We start from the raw sequence: 16631 nt of genomic DNA, 5'->3' as shown, positions 1-16631 counted from the left end.
CGCATCTACCCGGGAAGCATGCGGGCGACTTCAGCCATGGGCAGCCTTGCGCGGCACCAGGTGCAGCAACCCGACGATGATGCCCCCGACGATCAGGCCCAGTATCGCCGCTGCGATTGCGTTCACCAGCCAGACGACCACGCCCTGCCCCGCGGGCACGCCGTGCGCCACTTGCTCGGCGAAATGCTCCACGGCGTGCGGGATCGCGCCCAAGCCAAAAATGTCCAGCCCGTGCAGCAGGATGCCGCCGCCGACCCACACCATCGCCGCCACGCCGATATGCGACAGCGCCTTCAGCAGCACCGGCATCGCCTTCACCAGCCCGCGGCCCAACGCCCGGACGCCCGACGACGCCCGCCGGCTCAGATGCAGTCCGATATCATCCATCTTCACGATCAAGGCGACGACGCCATACACGCCGATCGTGATCGCCACTGCGACCACCGCCAGCACCAGCGCGCGCGTCCCCAGCGACATTGCCGGAAGATCGGACAGCGCGATCGCCATGATCTCGGCCGAGAGGATGAAGTCGGTCCGCACCGCCCCGCTCACTTGCCGCGCTTCGAGTTCCTTGGGGTCGGAGATCGTCTCGACTTCCTCGGCATGGTGGTGCCCGCTCAATGCCTCGACGATCTTCTCGGCTGCCTCGAAACAGAGATAGGCGCCGCCCACCATCAGGATCGGGGTGATCGCCCACGGCGCCAAGGCGCTCAGTGCCAGCGCGGCCGGCAGGATGAAGAGCAATTTGTTGCGCAGCGATCCCAGCGCGATCTTCCAGATGATCGGCAGCTCGCGGTCGGGCGACAGCCCGACGACGTAGCGCGGCGTCACCGCGGTATCGTCGATCACCACGCCGGCCGCCTTTGCGCTTGCCCGTCCCGCAGCAGCGGTCACGTCGTCCACCGACGCTGCGGCCAGCTTCGCAAGTGCCGCGATATCGTCCAGCAGCGCGACCAAACCACCTGCCATTGGCATTCCCCTTTTCCGATGTGGCGCTCTCGCTAGCGCGCTGCGGGGGAATATGCACGGCGCGATCGTCCTGTTCCCGCGCTCCTGCTGCGGCGCCGGGCGCATGCCGCGCTCTGGCGCCTGGGAATCCAATCGCTGAACGCCGGAGGGAGGCAGTCTTGCCTCGCTCCGGCCGATCGGCCTCGGAAGAGCAACGCACGGCAGCTTATGAAATCTCGGACGCGAACTATCGTTTCTTTGATGACGATAGAACATGCCATCTATTTACTTGTCCGTAGCGTTTCTGAGTTATCGCCGGGCAATGGCAAACTCCATCCTGAATCGTCTGCAAGGCCGCTCGCCGACAGAGATCTGGCGATTGGCGATCCTCAACATCCGCCATCGGATCTTTCAACTGTCTCCGGCGGCCAGATCGGCGATCGCGTCCGACCGCGCTTTCGATCGACGCTGGGGGACGGACACCAGCGAGGGGCAGAGCACGCGCGACCTGGGGTATACCGGCGATCTACTGGAACATTCCAAGCGCTATGACCCCAGCAGCGAAGAGATGCTTCGCACTCCGGTGAAGGCGCTGGGGCTCGATCCCGGCGAACACGACTTCATCGACTATGGCGCAGGCAAGGGCCGCGTTTTGATGATGGCGATGGAGATGGGGTTCCGCTCGGTCACCGGGATCGAGCTTTCCCAGCGGCTATGCGACGTGGCCGAGGCCAACCTTGCCCGTTTTTCAGCCCAAAATCCCGGGTTGAAGCCGGCCCGCATCATTGCCGCGAACGCGGCCACCCATCAGCCGGCAGGCACCTCGATCGTCGCTTATTTCTACAATCCGTTTGACGCGTCGGTCATGGAGCAGGTCCGCACCTGCCTGGAGCAGGCGGTGGATACCGGCAACGCCCGTGTCACCGTGATTTACGTCAATCCAGAGCATGAAACGGTGTTTTCCGACGCACCGCGCTGGATTCGCGGCCCGAAATTGCGCGGTATCGCCACGTTCAGCCTTCCGCACTGACCAAATCGGACCAGTCTTTGCCGGGCGCCGATCTCAGCTCCCCTCCGCCACGGTGAGCAGCGCCGCCTCCATCACGCGCGACACGTCGCCGTCCTGCGGAATGTCGTTTGCGATCAACGAAAAGCTCAACGTCCTGCCGCTTCGCGCCACCAGATAGCCCGACAGCGCACTCGTGCCGTTCAGCGTCCCGGTCTTGGCGAACACCCGCCCCTCCAGCGCCGTGCCCTTGAACCGCCGCGCGAGCGTGCCGTCGACGCCGCCGATCGGCAGCGTCGCCCGCCATGCGCCGCCCCAGGGCTGCGCCGCGATCCAGCGCAGGAGCGTCACCATGCCACGCGGCGCGATCCGGTTGTACGTGGACATCCCCGATCCGTCGGAAAAGTCATAGGCCGTGCGCGGCAGCCCCGCGCCGCTCAGCATCGCGTCGATGCGCACCTGCCCGTCGGCAATCGACCCGGATCCCGTTTGGAGCGCGATGCGCCGCAGCAGCAGTTCGGCATGGAGGTTCTGGCTCGTCTTGTTGGTCGTCGCCACGTCGCCCGCCAACGGCGGCGGAGTCAGCCTTGCCAGCACCGGCAGCGTTTGTCCCCGGACCGGCAGCGCGTTGCCGCGGACGGCGGGGTCATCCTGTGGCGTCAGCGCACGGTGCCGCACGGTCACTTGCCCCGTCACTCGCACGCCGCGAGCCTCCAGCAGCGTCTTCAGCCGCCACGCGGCATAGTGCGCGGGATCGTCCAGCCCCAGCCGCAGCGTCCTGGGCGGTGCGGTGACTGCGATCTGCCCCGAGACGCGAAGCAGCTTGCCGTTCAGATCCCGGTCGTAGCTTATCGTGGTGGGCCCGGATGCGACGGTCACCGCGCGGTTCTCGACCTGGTAATAAGGCAGCATCTCCACCACCGGCTGCCGTCCTGCCGGCCCTGGCGACACCTTCAGCCGCACTTCGTTGTCATCCAGCGTCAGGGCCGACACGCCCGTTCCGGACCCGCCTGGGATGTTGTTCCAACTCATCCCTGGGCTCCACCGCTGGTCGGGAAGCGCCGTGTCGTCGCCGATGACATTGCGAACGGACCTGGTTCGTTTGGCAACCGCATCCGCAAGCACCGACAGGCAGTCGGTCATGCAATCGGGGGTGCTCGACAGCCGCGCATCGCCATTGCCCTGCAGCACGACATCCTGTCCTTCCAACCGCACCGCCGCGCCGCCCGTCGTGTCCGGCCGATCGATGCCAGCCAGCACCCAATACGCGGCGGCGGTGGTGACGATCTTGGTGTTGGACGCCGGCATGAAGCGCCCGTCGGGGTTCACGGCAACGATCTCGCGCCCCTTTTCGTCCACCACGACGAACCCGAAGCGCGTGCCGCGCGGCGCCTCCGCCAGCGCCGCCTCGGCCTTGCGCTGAAGGCTCTGGGCAACGGCGGGGGTGGCGAAGAGCAGCGCGAGCGCGAAGGCGATACGGATCATGGTTACTTCTACGGGCGCCGGCCGTTCGCGGCAATTGTCCAGGATCACCGCTGCGCTTATCGTGCCGCGATGCACGCTCCCGCGCTCTATCTTCAGGCTCAGGCTCATCTTCGCGCCGATCGCCCGCAGCAGGCGCTCGACGCGCTCACCGCCTGCGTCGATCGCCATCCGGCGTTCGGCCCGGCCTTTCTGACGCTCGCCGAGTTGGTGGAACCGACGCAGCCGGGCGTCACAATACAGCTGTTGACGCACGCATTGGACAAATTTCCCGAATTTCGAGCGCAAATCACGCCGATTTTGCGTGCAACGCTACCAAAACTCACGCCGAAAACGTGGCATTTGAGCCTGGAGCGGGCCGTGCTCGCCTGCATGGACGACCCACAGCCGCTCGCCCGCTTCGCGGCCCGCCTGCTCCTGCTAAAGCATTCTGAACCCGACATAATGTTGGCGGAACAGGATCCGCTCTGGCACGCCTTCCTGACGCGCTGCATCAATGTCGATCCGGCAATGGAGGCGCGAATTCAACAACTTAGGCAAAAGGTCGGCGCAGCCTCGCCCCTCCTCCCCGCCCTCGCCTTGCAGGCCTTCTCAAATGAGTATCTCCAGCGTCAACAAGAGCGTCCAGCAACCCCCCTCCACCAACTCCTCGACACCCCCCTCATCGACCTTCCAAACCTAGAGTTTCCAGATGGCGAACCATGGAACGAACTAGCCCGCCGCACGCGCGAAGACCTGATCGAGGAGCGTCGGCTCGCAGCCGCGCTCCCCAGCCTGGCACCGCTCGCCGACGCAACCTCCCTGGCAGTCGCCGCGCAGTACGAGGCCAATCCCTATCCGCGCTGGCAAGCCCCGCCGGCGCCTGCGCCACGCGACCTTCGTGCCTTCGTTCAGAGCTTCGGCGCGAAACTCTCGGCCACGTTCCAGGTCCTCGTCGCCGGCTGCGGCACGGGGTTCGAAGCGATCGATCTGGCTCGCACCGATCCGACCGTCACCGTCACTGCCCTCGACCTCAGCCGCGCCAGCCTCGCCTACGCCCAGCGGATGGCGAATGAACTTGGCGTAACAAACCTCCGCTTCCTGCATGGCGACCTGCTCGATCTGCACTTGCTCGACGAACGCTTCGACTTCGTCACCAGCACCGGTGTCCTCCACCACATAGCCGATCCGGCGGCCGGCCTTGCCGCGTTGGTCGCGGTGACCCGCCCCGGGGGGCTGTTACGTCTGTCGCTCTACAGTCACCGCGCAAGGGAGTTGGTCCGGACCGCCCATCGCCTGATCCTCGACCGCGGCTGGCAGCCCGTACCTGACGACATCCGCGCTTTTCGCCGCCACGTGCTCAGCCTGCCCTTGGAGGCCCCGCTCGCCCTCCTGCGCGAAAGCGACGACTTCTACACGCTCAGCGGATGCCGCGACCTCGTCTTCCACGTCCACGAGCGCCAGTTCACGTTACCCGAGGTAGCAGCGCTTACTGGCGCGTTGAACCTCGTCGGGTTTGATGCCTCGCAGGACGCGCTGTCGATGTTCCGAGACCGCTTCGGCGATGCTGACCGACTGGACCTGAGGCTCTGGGGTCAATTGGAGCAGGAGCACCCAGCACTTTTTGCCGGCATGTACCAACTCCTGGTTCGGGCGCCGAGCAGCACCTAGCGTAAGCCCAGCGTCCAAGGCTTGGGCAAGCCGGTAGGTCGGGGTGTGCCGTCCAGACGCTGCACGCGGATCAACTTCACGGGAGGCTGGATCATCTGGCCGCGCATCGCGTCGCGTCCGCAGCAGGTCGACTTGCCGAGAATACGCTTCACCACATCCATTCCGGACACCACATGCCCGAAGGCGGCGAACCCTCGCGAACCGGGTTTCGCGTCCAGCCCCGGATTGTCGCCCACCATGATCGAGAAATTGCCCGTGGCGGAATCCGGGTTGCTGCCATGTGCCATCGAAATGGCGCCACTCAAGTGGCGTATGCCGGTCTTATCGGTGGGCTCGAGCGGCGGCGACGGCAGGATGCGGCGCGCATCGGTTCCGATCCCGCCCTGGATGAAGCCGAACTTGGGATCCGCTTTTCGGCGGGCGGAGCGATAGATGGAAGTGCCGTCGAAGCGCCCGTCATCGACATAGGCGAGGAAATTCGCGGTGGTCTTGGGCGCGCGGCCAGCCTCCAGCGCCACGACAATCGGACCTTCCGAGGTCACGATCCTCACGCGAACAAAGGCCGACGGCGGCGGAGAGGCGGATGCCGTAAGGCAGAACAGCAGGAGGGTAGCAGAGGCAAACAAATGGCGCATGGCCGGCCTGCTACCGAAAGCTAGGTCGGCATGCGAGTGCTTTAGATCAGTTGGCGCGACCGCGGCTGATGCTGGCGAGCAGCGTGTCATACTGCTCGGGCGTGAAGCCCGCTTTGTGAAAGGCGCGGACTTCATGCGGTGGAAGCGCCGGGCCGCGGCGCCAGGCGATCACGGCGGCGCGGCGGAGTGCTTCGAGCCGTTCGTCGGCGAGGCGGGGGCTGGTGCGCTGGCCGCCGAACACGACGCCGAGCGCCATCGACAAACGACCGGGGCGGCGGAGCGACGAGAGGCCGTCGCGCTGCGCGATGGCGACTACTTGCCACTCGAGTGCCGAGAAGCCGGTTGCGGCGCGCTTGGTCGGAATCGCGTCGGCGAGGGGTTGGCCCTGGAGGGGGCTGAAATTCAGATAGGCCATGAAAACCTGCCATTTTGGAAGTTGGCGAAAGTTGTGCGGAATGCTGGTCTTCCAGCTTCCATACCGGGCGGTATATTAACCGCGGATTACCGGGTCAAGCAGGTTTTTGTACCGTCCGGTATTTTTATCTAGCGCGTGGGCCAGACCGCCAGGCTGGTTTCCACCAAGCCCGACAATTCGGCGCGGCTGGCACCGGCACCGGCCTGGAGCGACATGCCCTGGACCAGGGCGATGAGGTAGGACGCCAACCCTTCCGCGGTGAGCGTATCGGGCAGCTCGCCGGCGTCCTTAGCCTTCTGAAAACGCTCGATAAGCAGCCGGCCGGACGACTTGCGGCGTTCGATCACCTCGGCGCGGATCGACTCCGCCTCGACACCGCACGCAACCGAGCTGATCACCCGCAGGCAGCCCTTGGGCTCCCCCTCACTGGCGTGCATCTCGAGCGCGCCGAGCAGGACGCGTTCCGCCACGCCGCGGGCGGTAGGCGCGTCGAGCGCGGGCTGCATGTAAGCGAGCTTCTCACGCTCGTAGAGGTCGAGTGCCTTGCGGAACAACGACTCCTTGTTGCCGAAGGCAGCGTAGAGGCTGGGACGCGTGATCCCCATCGCCTCCGTCAGGTCGGTCAGCGAGGCGCCTTCATAGCCCTTGCTCCAGAATACGCGGAGCGCCGCTGCAAGGGCATCGTCAACGTCGAATTCACGCGGGCGACCCTTGCCACCAGGACATAGGGAAAGTTTCATAACTGTCGGTACATAAGCATAAATATCGGAAAATCCATAGCTAATCCCGAACGTCGCGTTCCGGATCGGCGCAGCCGAGCCCGGCGCCCTCCTCTTCCCGCGCGACGGCGGCAGCCAGCTTCGCCACGATGCCCGAGAGTTGCGCGGCTTCCTGAGGATCCAGCGTGCCGAAGACGAGATCCACCAACTTCGCGCGCAGCGGCTCGGTCGTCTCGATCGCACGCTTGCCGGCCGGAGTGATCGAGATCCGCTTCACCCGGCGATCGCGTGCGTCGGGTTCGCGCAGGACCAAGCCGTCGCGCTCCATGCCGTCCAGCGCTTCGGTGACGGTGCGCGGCGCCAGCCCGAACAGATCGGCGATGTCGGCGGCGCGCGCCGGGCCGTGGCGATCGACATACATCAGCAGCTTGGTGCGGGCGAGCGAGGCTCCCGACGCGCTCATCCGCCGGTCGAGCAGCCGGTGCATGCGCAGGAACAGGCTGCCGAATTCGGTGGATAGCTGATCGAGGTCTGTCATAACTTATGAGGGCCCTCAATAAATGGTCTTGCGCTATCCCGCAAGCGCGAGCATTAGCCGCTGCCATTGTCGCATTTGACAGGGATCACACCGTCCGATGTCCGAACAGGATCAGCGCGAGAGCGCAGAGGCTGACGCCGCCAACGACCCATCCAACGCAGAAGATGCAGCGCCCGTTAAAAAGTCGCCGCTCAAGAACCCGCGCGTCCGCATCATCCTGTTGCTGATCGTCGCGGCAATCCTGGTGCTCGGCGGGCTGTGGTTCGCGCGCTACCAGAGCCGCGGCAAATATCTGCAAGCCACCAACGACGCCTATGTCCAGGCGGACGCGGTGGTCGTGTCGTCGCGTATCTCAGGCTATGTCGAGAAGGTGCTGGTGGCCGAGAACCAGCAGGTGAAGGCGGGCCAGCCGCTGCTCCAGATCGATGCGCGCGATTACCGCGCCCAGGCCGAGCAGGCCCAGGCGCAGATCGACGTCGCCGCCGCCAACGCCGAAGGCGTGCGCGCGCAAATCCGCGAACAGGGTGCCGCGATCGACCAGGCGCGGGCGCAGCTGTCGGCGGCGCAGAGTGCCCTCACCTTCGCGCGTTCGGAAGTGGCGCGCTACACGCCGCTGGCGGCGACCGGCGCGGAAACGCGCGAGCGGCTGTCGCAACTGCGCGACCAGGAGCGCCAGGCCGCCGCGCAGGTCGCCACCGCGCGTGCCGGGCTGGACGCGGCACAGCGGCGCGTCGGCACGCTGCGCACCCAGATCACCCAGGCGCAGTCGCAAGGCCGCGCGGCGCGGGCGCAGCTTGCCGCCGCGAACGTCAACGCAACCTCGTCGATCCTGCGCGCCAGCCGCGATGGCCGCGTCGGCGACAAGACGGTGCAGCCGGGCCAGCTGGTCCAGCCGGGCGTGCGGCTGATGTCGATCGTTCCCGACCAGCAGCTCTATGTCGAAGCCAATTTCAAGGAGACGCAGATCGGGCTGATGCGAGTCGGCCAGCCGGTGACGGTGAAGGTCGATGCGCTGGACGGCGTCGAGATCCATGGCCGAGTCGAGAGCTTCTCGCCCGGCACGGGCGCGCAATTCTCGCTGTTGCCGCCGCAGAACGCGACCGGCAATTTCACCAAGATCGTCCAACGTATCCCGGTGCGCATCGCGATCGACCTGGGCCCGACTGCGCGCAAGCTGATCCTGCCGGGCATGTCGGTGGACGTCACCGTCGACACGATCGCCGCCAAGAACCAGCGCGAGGCGATCGAGCGCGAGCAGAAGGCGCATAACGAGGCGCGCAGGAAATGAGCGCGGGCGCGACCTCGGCCGATCCCGCCGCGGTCGGCAAGCCCAAGGGCGGTGCCCGCAGCGGCGGCCAGGTGCAGAAGGCGGACCTCGGCGCGTGGCTGGCGGTCGCGGCCGGCAGCCTGGGCGCGCTGATGGCGACGCTCGACATCTCCATCGTCAACTCCTCGCTGCCCACCATCCAGGGCGAGATCGGCGCGAGTGGCACCGAAGGCACCTGGATCGCGACGAGCTATCTGGTCGCGGAGATCATCATCATTCCGCTGTCCGGCTGGCTGGAGCGGATGCTGGGGCTGCGCACCTTCCTGTTGATCGCCACGGTGCTGTTCACGGCGTTTTCGGTGATGTGCGGGCTATCGACCAGCCTGTCGATGATGATCGTCGGGCGCGTCGGCCAGGGGATCACCGGCGGTGCGCTGATCCCCACCGCGATGACGATCATCGCCACCCGGCTACCGCCGCAGCAACAGCCGATCGGCACGGCGATGTTCGGCGTGACCGCGATCCTGGGGCCGGTGCTGGGGCCGCTGATCGGCGGATGGCTCACCGAGAATATCAGCTGGCACTACGCCTTTTTCCTCAACGTGCCGGTGAGCGCGGTGCTGATCACGCTGCTGCTGGTCGGGCTGCCCCATCAGAAGGCGCGGCTGCATGAGATCGTCCAGGCTGACTGGCTGGGAATTGCCGGGCTGGCGCTGGGGCTGGGCGGGCTTACCGTGGTGCTGGAGGAAGGGCAGCGCGAGCAATGGTTCGAAAGCGCGCTGATCCTTCAGCTGAGCGCGGTGTCGCTGTTTGGGTTCGTGCTGCTGTTCGCCGGGCAGTTCGTGGCGCAGCGGCCGGTGATCCGGCTGAAGCTGTTGCTCGACCGCCAGTTCGGCAGCGTCGCGGCGATGGCGGTGGTGCTGGGCATGGTGCTGTACGGCACGTCATACGTCATCCCGCAGTTCGTCGCGATCATCGCGGACTATAATGCGTTGCAGGCCGGGCATGTCGTGCTGCTGGCGGGTATTCCCAGCCTGATCCTGATGCCGTTCACGCCCTTGCTGATGCGCTATATCGACATCCGCATCGCCGTGGCGTTCGGACTGTGCGTGATGGCGCTCAGCTGCTGGATCGACACCAGCCTGACCGGCGATTCCACCGGCAGCGCCTTCACCGATTCACAGCTGATGCGCGGCGTGGGCACGATCTTCGTGATGCTGTTCCTGAACCAGGCGGCGATCCGATCGGTGCCGCCCGAACAGGCCGGCGACGCGGCGGGATTGTTCAACGCCGCGCGCAACATCGGCGGATCGGTCGGGCTGGCGATGCTCGCCACCGTGCAGGAGCAGCGCAGCTATTTCCATGCCCGCCGGCTGGAGGAGTCGCTGTCCGCCAATTCGGTAGCGGTGCAGGACTATGTCGCAGGGATGGCGCAATCGGCCGGCGGCCAGACCGCGGCGCTGCGCAATCTGGGCGGCATGATCAGCCAGCAGGCGCTGTTGATGACGTATAACGACATGTTCTGGCTGCTGGCCGTCGGCATCCTGTGCGTGACGCCGCTCGTCCTGTTCCTCCGCCCGCTTCCGCAGGGCGGCCCCATCGCCATGCATTGAGGCTTGCGAATGCGCAAACTTGCCCCCTTCCCCCTCCTCTCGCTGGTGCTGCTCGGCGCTTGCACCCTGGGCCCGGACTATGCCGGGCCGCCGCGCGTCGGCAGTGCCGGACAGCCGCCCGCCAGCTTCGTGCGCGGGGGCGATGCCGCCACGGCGGCGGCGCCGCAGCCGGCGCGGTGGTGGACGGCGTTGAACGACCCGACTTTGGACATGCTCGAGACTCGTGCGCTGGCGTCCAATCCCAGCGTGGCGGTGGCGCAGGCGCGGCTGCGCCAGGCGCGCGGCGCCTTGCGGGTGGAGCGGGCCAACCAACTGCCCCAGGCGGGCGCGTCGGGCATGTACGTCCATGCCGAGTTGCCCGGCATCGACCTGGGCAGCCTGACCGGCGGCTCGGGCCAGGGTGGCGGCGGCGCGGCCGGGGGCGGTGAAGCGGGTGCCGGTGGCGGCGCGGCTGGCGCCGAAGTGCCCGACCTGGGCTCGCTCGACTTCTTCAACGCGGGACTCGATGCGAGCTGGGAGATCGACCTGTTCGGCGGCCAGCGCCGCACGGTCGAGGCGACGCGCGCCAACGTGCAGGCGGCAGAGGCTAATGTCGCCGACGCGCAGGTGCGGTTGGCCGCCGACGTCGCCAACGCCTATGTCGGCCTGCGCGACCGGCAGCAGCGGCTGGAACTGTCGCGGCAGTCGGGCGTGTTGCAGCGGCAGATGTTCCAGCTGACCGAGCAGCGCGCGGCGCGGGGCACGGCGTCGGCGCTGGAGGTGGAGCGGCTGCGCACCCAGCTGGAGGCGACGGAGGCCGAGCAGGTGCCGCTCGCCGCCGAGATCGAGGCGTATCTGAACGCGCTGGCGGTGCTGACCGGGGCGGAGCCCGGATCGCTCGACACGGTGCTGCGCACGCCCGCGCCGACGCCGTTGCCGCCCGCGCAAGTGGCGGTGGGCGATCCCGCGGCGCTGCTCCAGCGGCGGCCCGACATTCGCGCGGCGGAGCGGCAGCTGGCGGCCTATACCGCGCGGATCGGCGTGGCGGAGGCGTCGCGCTTTCCCCGGTTGAGCCTGATGGGGATGCTGGGGCTGGGCGGGACGTCGCCCGAGGCGCTGGTCGACCTCGACAATCTCGCGGCGCTGGCGATGCCGCGGCTGCAATGGAGCTTCCTGGATTTCGGGCGCGGGCGCGGGCGCGTCGAGCAGGCGCAGGGCGCCCGCGACGAAGCCGAGGCGCAGTATCGCGGCGCGGTGCTGCGGGCGTTGCAGGACGCCGAGGATTCGCTGTCGCGCTTCGGCCATCGCCGCGCGACGGTGGCGAGCCTGGTGCGGGTGCGCGCTTCGGCGGTGCGTGCGGCGGGGCTGACCCAGCAGCGCTATCGCGCGGGGACGGTGCGGCTGATCGACGCGCTGGATGCCGAGCGGCAGCGGGTGTTGGCCGAGCAGAATCTGGCACAGGCGACCGCGGCACTGACCGGGGATTATGTGGCGCTGCAAAAGGCGCTGGGGCTTGGCTGGGAGCCGGTGGCGGGTGGCGCGTCCAAGGATCGGTAAGCAGGGATAGTCCCCCTCCCTGTAAGCAGGGAGGGGTCAGGGGTGGGTGCGCGCGTCTGCGCGCCCAAGAGACTCACGGCTTGACGATTTAAAGCAGAAGCCGGGGCATCGAGCCCCGACTTCTGCAGAACCCACCCCCCTGCCCCTCCCTTTCAGGGAGGGGAGAAAGGGGCCTAGTTCAGCCCGCCGCCGAGCGAGCGGTAGAGTTCGACCAGGTTGTTCGCCTGAGTGAGGCGCGTGGTGACCAGCTGTTGCTGGGCGGCGTAGGCCGTGCGCTGGGCGTCTAGGGTGTTGAGGAACGAGTCAATGCCGGCGCGGAACCGGGCTTCGGACAGGCGCGCGGCGACCTGCGCGGCGTTGGCGCGCTGCGACTGGGCGCTGACCTGTTCGCCGATGCGGCCGCGCTGGGCGAGCGCGTCGGCGACTTCGCGGAACGCCACCTGGATGGTGCGCTCATAGGTGGCGGCGGCGACCTGTTGCGAGGCGCGGGCATATTGGAGGTTGCCCGAGCGGCGGCCACCGTCGAAGATCGGCAGGCCGATGGACGGCCCCGCCTGGTAGGTGAAGCTGCCGCCGCCGAACAGGCCCGAGAGCGCGGTGCTGATCGTGCCGACCAGGCCGGTCAGCGAGATCGTCGGGAAGAACGCCGCGCGGGCCGCGCCGATATTGGCGCTTTCGGCGATCAGCTGGTGCTCGGCGCGCAGCACGTCGGGACGGCGCAGCAGCACTTGCGACGACAAATTGGCGGGGAGCGCGTCGCGGGTCACCGGCTCGGCGCCGAAGCTGGCGGGGAGCAGTTCGCTCGGCACCGTGGTGCCGGCGAGGAGGTTGAGCGCGTTCTGGTCCTGCGCGATGCGGGTCTCGAGCGCGGCGATGTCGTTGCGCGCGGCCTGGTAATTGGTCTCGGCCTGGCGGACCTCGAGCTCGGAGCCGACGCCGACGCGGAACTGCTCGCTGGTGAGGCGGAAGGTTTCCTGGAACGCCTTGAGCGTCTCGCGCGAGAGGCGAAGCTGTTCCTGGTCGGAGGCCATCTGGAGCCAGGCGTTGGCGATCTCGGCAATCAGGCTGACGCGGGTGGAGCGCTGGGCCTCCTCGCTGGCGAACACCTGCTCCTGCGCGGCCTGGGTGAGGTTGCGGACACGGCCGAACAGGTCGAGCTCATAGGCCGAGATGCCGGCGTTGAGCGAGTAGATTTCGAGGTTGCTCGAGCCGCCGGTGCCGACTCCTGCGCCGGTGCCGGCGCCGGCGCCCGCCCCCGCTCCGGCGCCCCCCGCGCCGATATTGTTGGTGTAGGTGGCGCTGCCGTTGACCGACGCGGTCGGGAACAGCTCGGAGCGCTGGGTGCGCAGCTGGGCGCGCGCCTGGAGCACGTTGCCCGCGGCGATGCGCAGGTCGCGGTTGTTGGCGAGCCCAGTGTCGATCACCTGGCGCAGGCGGGGATCGAGGAAGAAGTCGCGCCAGCCGACCGCGGTGATGTCCGGCGCGTCGGTGGCGGCGCGCGGGTAGATGCCGCCCTCAGGGAGCGCGGCCGGCACCGCGCCTTCGGGACGGACGTATTTGGGCGCGAAATTGCAGCCCGCGAGCATGGTCGCGCCTGCCAGGAGCGCGAGGATGGGTTTCGTCATGATAGTCATGCTCCCTGCGGCGGACGGCCGCCATCGGAGGATTTGTTGCCGGCGTCGGGCGCGACATCGGTCGCGGCGCTCTCTCCCTGGCCGTGTCCGAACAACCGGCTCACGACCACGAAGAACATCGGCACGAAGAAGATGGCGAGCACGGTGGCCGACAACATGCCGCCGACCACGGCGCGGCCGATCGCGTTCTGGCCGCCGGCACCCGCGCCGGTGGAGACCGCCAGCGGCATCACGCCGAAGATGAACGCAAGGCTCGTCATCAGGATCGGGCGGAGCCGGAGCTTGGCGGCTTCCACCGCCGCGTCGAAGGCGTTCATGCCGTCGCGCACCCGCTCCTCGGCGAACTCGACGATCAGGATCGCGTTCTTCGCCGAGACGCCGATCGTGGTGATCAGGCCGACCTGGAGGTAGATGTCGTTGTTCAGCCCAGTGAACCACGCCGCCAGCATCGCGCCGAGCACGCCCAGCGGCACCACCAGCAGCACCGCGATCGGCACCGACCAGCTTTCGTACAATGCGGCCAGGCACAGGAACACGATCAGCAGCGACAGGGCATAGAGCGCCGGAGCCTGTCCGCCCGACAGCTGCTCCTCATAGCTGAGCCCGGTCCAGTCGAGCCGCGTGCCCGGCGGCAGCTTAGCCTGCATCTCCTGCATCGCCTTCAGCGCAGCGCCGGACGAGACCCCCGGCGCCGGCTGGCCCAGGATTTCCATCGACGGCTGGCCATTGTAGCGAGTCAGCTGCATCGGCCCCTGGCGCCAGGACAGCGTGGAGAAGGCCGTGAACGGCGCCATGGTGCCGGTTTCGCCGCGTACGTACAGGTCGCCAATGTCCTCCGGCGCCATGCGATAGGGTGCATCGGCCTGGAGATACACGCGCTTGACCCGCCCGCGATCGATGAAGTCGTTGACGTACGACCCGCCCCACGCCGTGGCGATGGTGCTGTTCACCGTCGCCAGATCGAGCCCGAGCGCGCGCGCCTTGTCCTGATCGACGTCGACCTTGAGCTGCGGCGCGTCGTCGAGCGCGTTGGGGCGCACGCCCACCAGCAACTTGTTCTGCGACGCCATGCCGAGCAACTGGTTACGCGCGGCGAGCAGCCTGTCATGGCCGATGCCGGCTTCGTCGACGAGCTGGAGGTCGAAGCCGGTGGCGTTGCCCAGTTCCTGGACCGCCGGCGGGATCACCGCGAAGATCAGGCCGTCCTTGTACTGCGAGAACGCACCCATCGCGCGGCCGACGATCGCCTGCGCCCGGTTCTCGGCGCCGGGACGGTCCTTCCACTCCTTCATCGGAATGAACGCGATGCCGCTGTTCTGGCCGGTGCCCGAGAAGCTGAAGCCGTTGACGGTGTAGACGCCCCGGATCGCGCCGCCGGCATTCTGCAGGAAGTGGTCGCGAACCAGGTCGAGCCCCTTCTGGGTCCGCGCGGTGGTGGCGCCCGACGGCCCCTGCACCAGCGCGATCATCACGCCCTGATCCTCCTCAGGCAGAAAGCCGGTCGGCAACCGTGCGAACAGGAAGGTCAGCCCCGCCAGGATCAATGCATAGGCGATGAGCGAGCGGCCCCATCGGCGCGCGGTCGAGCGGGTGCCTCGCTCGTAGCGATCGCGTCCGCGGTCGAACGTGCGGTTGAACCAGCGGAAGAAGCGCGCAAGCGGACCGTTCCCCTCGCCCTTGTTAGGATCATGAGGCTTGAGGATGGTCGCGCAGAGCGCCGGGGTCAGGATCAGCGCGACCGCGACCGACAGCACCATGGCCGACACGATGGTGATAGAGAACTGGCGATAGATGACGCCGGTCGAGCCCCCGAAGAATGCCATCGGCAGGAACACCGCCGAAAGCACCAGGCCGATGCCGATCAGCGCACCGCTGATCTCGTCCATCGACTTGCGGGCCGCCTCCCTGGGCGACAGGTGCTCGTCGGTGATCAAGCGCTCGACATTCTCGACCACGACGATCGCGTCGTCGACCAGCAACCCGATGGCGAGCACCATGCCGAACAGAGTCAGCGTGTTGATCGAATAGCCGAACATCGCGAGCACGGCGAACGTGCCCGTCAGCACCACCGGCACCGCGATCGTCGGGATCAGCGTCGCACGGAAGTTCTGCAGGAACAGGAACATGACGAGGAAGACGAGCACGACCGCCTCGACCAGCGTCTCGATCACCTGCTCGATCGACAGCCGCACGAAGGGCGAGGTGTCGTAAGGGAAGATGACCTTGACGTCGGACGGGAACTGCTTGGCGAGTTCATTCACCCGGTCCTTGACCGCAACGACGGTGTCGAGCGCGTTGGCCCCCGGGGCCAGCTTGACCGCGATGCCCGATGCAGCCTTGCCGTTCCACTGCGCGGAAAAGCCGTAATTCTCCGAACCGATCGCGACCCGCGCGACATCGCCGAGGCGCACGACCGATCCGTTCGTACCGCTCTTCAGCCGGATCTTCGCGAATTCTTCCGGAGAGGTCAGCCGCGACGAGACCGACACCGTCGCGTTGAGCATCTGCTCCTTGGGGGCGGGCTGGGCGCCGATCTGACCGGCGGAAACCTGCGCGTTCTGCGCCGTCACCGCAGCGGTAACGTCAGCCATGGTCAGCGCGTAATTGTTGAGCTTGATCGGATCGACCCAGATGCGCATCGCATATTGCGAGCCGAACACCTGGGTATCGCCCACGCCGGTAACGCGCGAGAGCGGATCCGCAATCCTGGTGGCGACGATGTCGGCCAGGTCTTCGTCGTTGTGCGCTCCATTTTCCGAATAGAGGCCGACGAACAGCAGGATGTTCTGAGTCGCCTTGGCGACGATGATGCCCTGGCGCTGCACTTCCTGCGGAAGCAGCGGCGTCGCCGCCTGCAGCTTGTTCTGCACCTGGACCTGGGCAGTGTCGGGATCGGTGCCCTGCTCGAAGGTCAGGGTGATCGAGACGGTGCCGGCCGACGAGGACGAGGACGAGAAGTAGCGAAGGTGATCGATCCCCTTCATCTGCTGCTCGATGATCTGGGTCGTGGTGTTCTCCAGCGTCTGCGCGTCGGCACCAGGATAGGTCGCGGTGATCGAAACCGCTGGCGGCGCGATCGCCGGGAACTGTGCGATGGGCAAGGTGCGCACCGCCAGAATGCCGGCGATGAGGACCATAACCGCCAGCACATAGGCGAAGATCGGGCGATCGATGAAATAGCGTGACAT

Annotated in this window: 13 protein-coding genes; 5 read left to right on the top strand and 8 right to left on the bottom strand. The window is 67.2% G+C overall.

The window, feature by feature from the left end; genetic code table 11:
• Positions 1-30: 30 nt before the first annotated feature.
• A complete protein-coding gene (locus tag LZ586_RS16260; protein ID WP_235077358.1) occupies positions 31-969 on the bottom strand; it encodes a DUF808 domain-containing protein in 939 nt (312 codons plus the stop codon).
• Between the two features lie 268 nt (positions 970-1237).
• Here LZ586_RS16260 and LZ586_RS16255 point away from each other — a divergent pair, with 268 nt between their 5' ends.
• Positions 1238-1978, top strand: coding sequence for a hypothetical protein (locus LZ586_RS16255; RefSeq protein WP_235077357.1), 741 nt, complete (start codon positions 1238-1240; stop codon positions 1976-1978).
• A gap of 33 nt (positions 1979-2011) precedes the next feature.
• Here the strand turns inward: LZ586_RS16255 and dacB are convergent, their stop codons facing one another.
• Positions 2012-3439, bottom strand: a complete 1428-nt coding sequence (gene dacB, locus LZ586_RS16250) for a D-alanyl-D-alanine carboxypeptidase/D-alanyl-D-alanine-endopeptidase (RefSeq protein WP_235077356.1) — start codon at positions 3437-3439, stop codon at positions 2012-2014.
• Positions 3440-3508: 69 nt separating this feature from the next.
• Between dacB and LZ586_RS16245 the strand changes: the two genes are divergently transcribed.
• Positions 3509-5086 (top strand): class I SAM-dependent methyltransferase, encoded by a 1578-nt coding sequence (locus LZ586_RS16245; RefSeq protein ID WP_235077355.1) that lies wholly within the window; start codon positions 3509-3511, stop codon positions 5084-5086.
• Here LZ586_RS16245 and LZ586_RS16240 read toward each other — a convergent pair.
• The 4 genes from LZ586_RS16240 to LZ586_RS16225 form a co-directional block, all read right to left on the bottom strand.
• Complete coding sequence (locus tag LZ586_RS16240) at positions 5083-5721, bottom strand: peptidylprolyl isomerase (RefSeq protein ID WP_235077354.1); 639 nt, start codon at positions 5719-5721, stop codon at positions 5083-5085. The genes LZ586_RS16245 and LZ586_RS16240 overlap by 4 nt on opposite strands.
• Positions 5722-5767: 46 nt before the next feature.
• The gene (locus LZ586_RS16235; RefSeq protein WP_235077353.1) at positions 5768-6136 is read right to left on the bottom strand and encodes a hypothetical protein; all 369 of its coding nucleotides are present in this window, start codon (positions 6134-6136) and stop codon (positions 5768-5770) included.
• A gap of 128 nt (positions 6137-6264) precedes the next feature.
• Positions 6265-6876 (bottom strand): TetR/AcrR family transcriptional regulator, encoded by a 612-nt coding sequence (locus LZ586_RS16230; protein WP_235077352.1) that lies wholly within the window; start codon positions 6874-6876, stop codon positions 6265-6267.
• Positions 6877-6916: 40 nt separating this feature from the next.
• A complete protein-coding gene (locus LZ586_RS16225) occupies positions 6917-7393 on the bottom strand; it encodes a MarR family winged helix-turn-helix transcriptional regulator (RefSeq protein WP_235077351.1) in 477 nt (158 codons plus the stop codon).
• A 97-nt stretch (positions 7394-7490) separates the two neighbouring features.
• Between LZ586_RS16225 and LZ586_RS16220 the strand changes: the two genes are divergently transcribed.
• From LZ586_RS16220 to LZ586_RS16210, 3 genes are read left to right on the top strand one after another with little or no spacing between them, the layout of a single operon-like run.
• A complete protein-coding gene (locus tag LZ586_RS16220) occupies positions 7491-8681 on the top strand; it encodes an HlyD family secretion protein (protein ID WP_235077350.1) in 1191 nt (396 codons plus the stop codon).
• Entirely contained in the window at positions 8678-10273 is a 1596-nt protein-coding gene (locus LZ586_RS16215) for an MDR family MFS transporter (RefSeq protein WP_235077349.1), read from the top strand. Before LZ586_RS16220 ends, LZ586_RS16215 begins: the two co-directional genes overlap by 4 nt.
• A 9-nt stretch (positions 10274-10282) precedes the next feature.
• On the top strand, positions 10283-11809 hold the full coding sequence (locus tag LZ586_RS16210; RefSeq protein ID WP_235077348.1) for an efflux transporter outer membrane subunit: 1527 nt from the start codon (positions 10283-10285) through the stop codon (positions 11807-11809).
• 173 nt (positions 11810-11982) lie between these two features.
• Here LZ586_RS16210 and LZ586_RS16205 read toward each other — a convergent pair whose 3' ends face one another.
• Both LZ586_RS16205 and LZ586_RS16200 read right to left on the bottom strand, forming a co-directional pair.
• Positions 11983-13434, bottom strand: coding sequence for an efflux transporter outer membrane subunit (locus LZ586_RS16205; RefSeq protein ID WP_235077347.1), 1452 nt, complete (start codon positions 13432-13434; stop codon positions 11983-11985).
• A gap of 5 nt (positions 13435-13439) precedes the next feature.
• Positions 13440-16631, bottom strand: coding sequence for an efflux RND transporter permease subunit (locus tag LZ586_RS16200; RefSeq protein ID WP_235077346.1), 3192 nt, complete (start codon positions 16629-16631; stop codon positions 13440-13442).

The sequence above is a fragment of the Sphingomonas sp. S2-65 genome (assembly GCF_021513175.1).
Classification (GTDB): Bacteria; Pseudomonadota; Alphaproteobacteria; order Sphingomonadales; family Sphingomonadaceae; genus Sphingomonas.
Note: the sequence above shows the minus strand (reverse complement) of the source record. Positions and strands in the feature narration are given on the sequence as shown.

Bases quoted from the DNA above. Each gene is read 5' to 3' on its own strand.
- LZ586_RS16200 (WP_235077346.1), bottom strand. From the start codon at position 16,631: ATGTCACGCTATTTCATCGATCGCCCGATCTTCGCCTATGTGCTGGCG.
- LZ586_RS16235 (WP_235077353.1), bottom strand. From the start codon at position 6,136: ATGGCCTATCTGAATTTCAGCCCCCTCCAGGGCCAACCCCTCGCCGAC.
- LZ586_RS16230 (WP_235077352.1), bottom strand. From the start codon at position 6,876: ATGAAACTTTCCCTATGTCCTGGTGGCAAGGGTCGCCCGCGTGAATTC.
- LZ586_RS16205 (WP_235077347.1), bottom strand. From the start codon at position 13,434: ATGACGAAACCCATCCTCGCGCTCCTGGCAGGCGCGACCATGCTCGCG.
- LZ586_RS16210 (WP_235077348.1), top strand. From the start codon at position 10,283: ATGCGCAAACTTGCCCCCTTCCCCCTCCTCTCGCTGGTGCTGCTCGGC.
- LZ586_RS16220 (WP_235077350.1), top strand. From the start codon at position 7,491: ATGTCCGAACAGGATCAGCGCGAGAGCGCAGAGGCTGACGCCGCCAAC.
- LZ586_RS16225 (WP_235077351.1), bottom strand. From the start codon at position 7,393: ATGACAGACCTCGATCAGCTATCCACCGAATTCGGCAGCCTGTTCCTG.
- LZ586_RS16260 (WP_235077358.1), bottom strand. From the start codon at position 969: ATGGCAGGTGGTTTGGTCGCGCTGCTGGACGATATCGCGGCACTTGCG.
- dacB (WP_235077356.1), bottom strand. From the start codon at position 3,439: ATGATCCGTATCGCCTTCGCGCTCGCGCTGCTCTTCGCCACCCCCGCC.
- LZ586_RS16245 (WP_235077355.1), top strand. From the start codon at position 3,509: ATGCACGCTCCCGCGCTCTATCTTCAGGCTCAGGCTCATCTTCGCGCC.
- LZ586_RS16215 (WP_235077349.1), top strand. From the start codon at position 8,678: ATGAGCGCGGGCGCGACCTCGGCCGATCCCGCCGCGGTCGGCAAGCCC.
- LZ586_RS16240 (WP_235077354.1), bottom strand. From the start codon at position 5,721: ATGCGCCATTTGTTTGCCTCTGCTACCCTCCTGCTGTTCTGCCTTACG.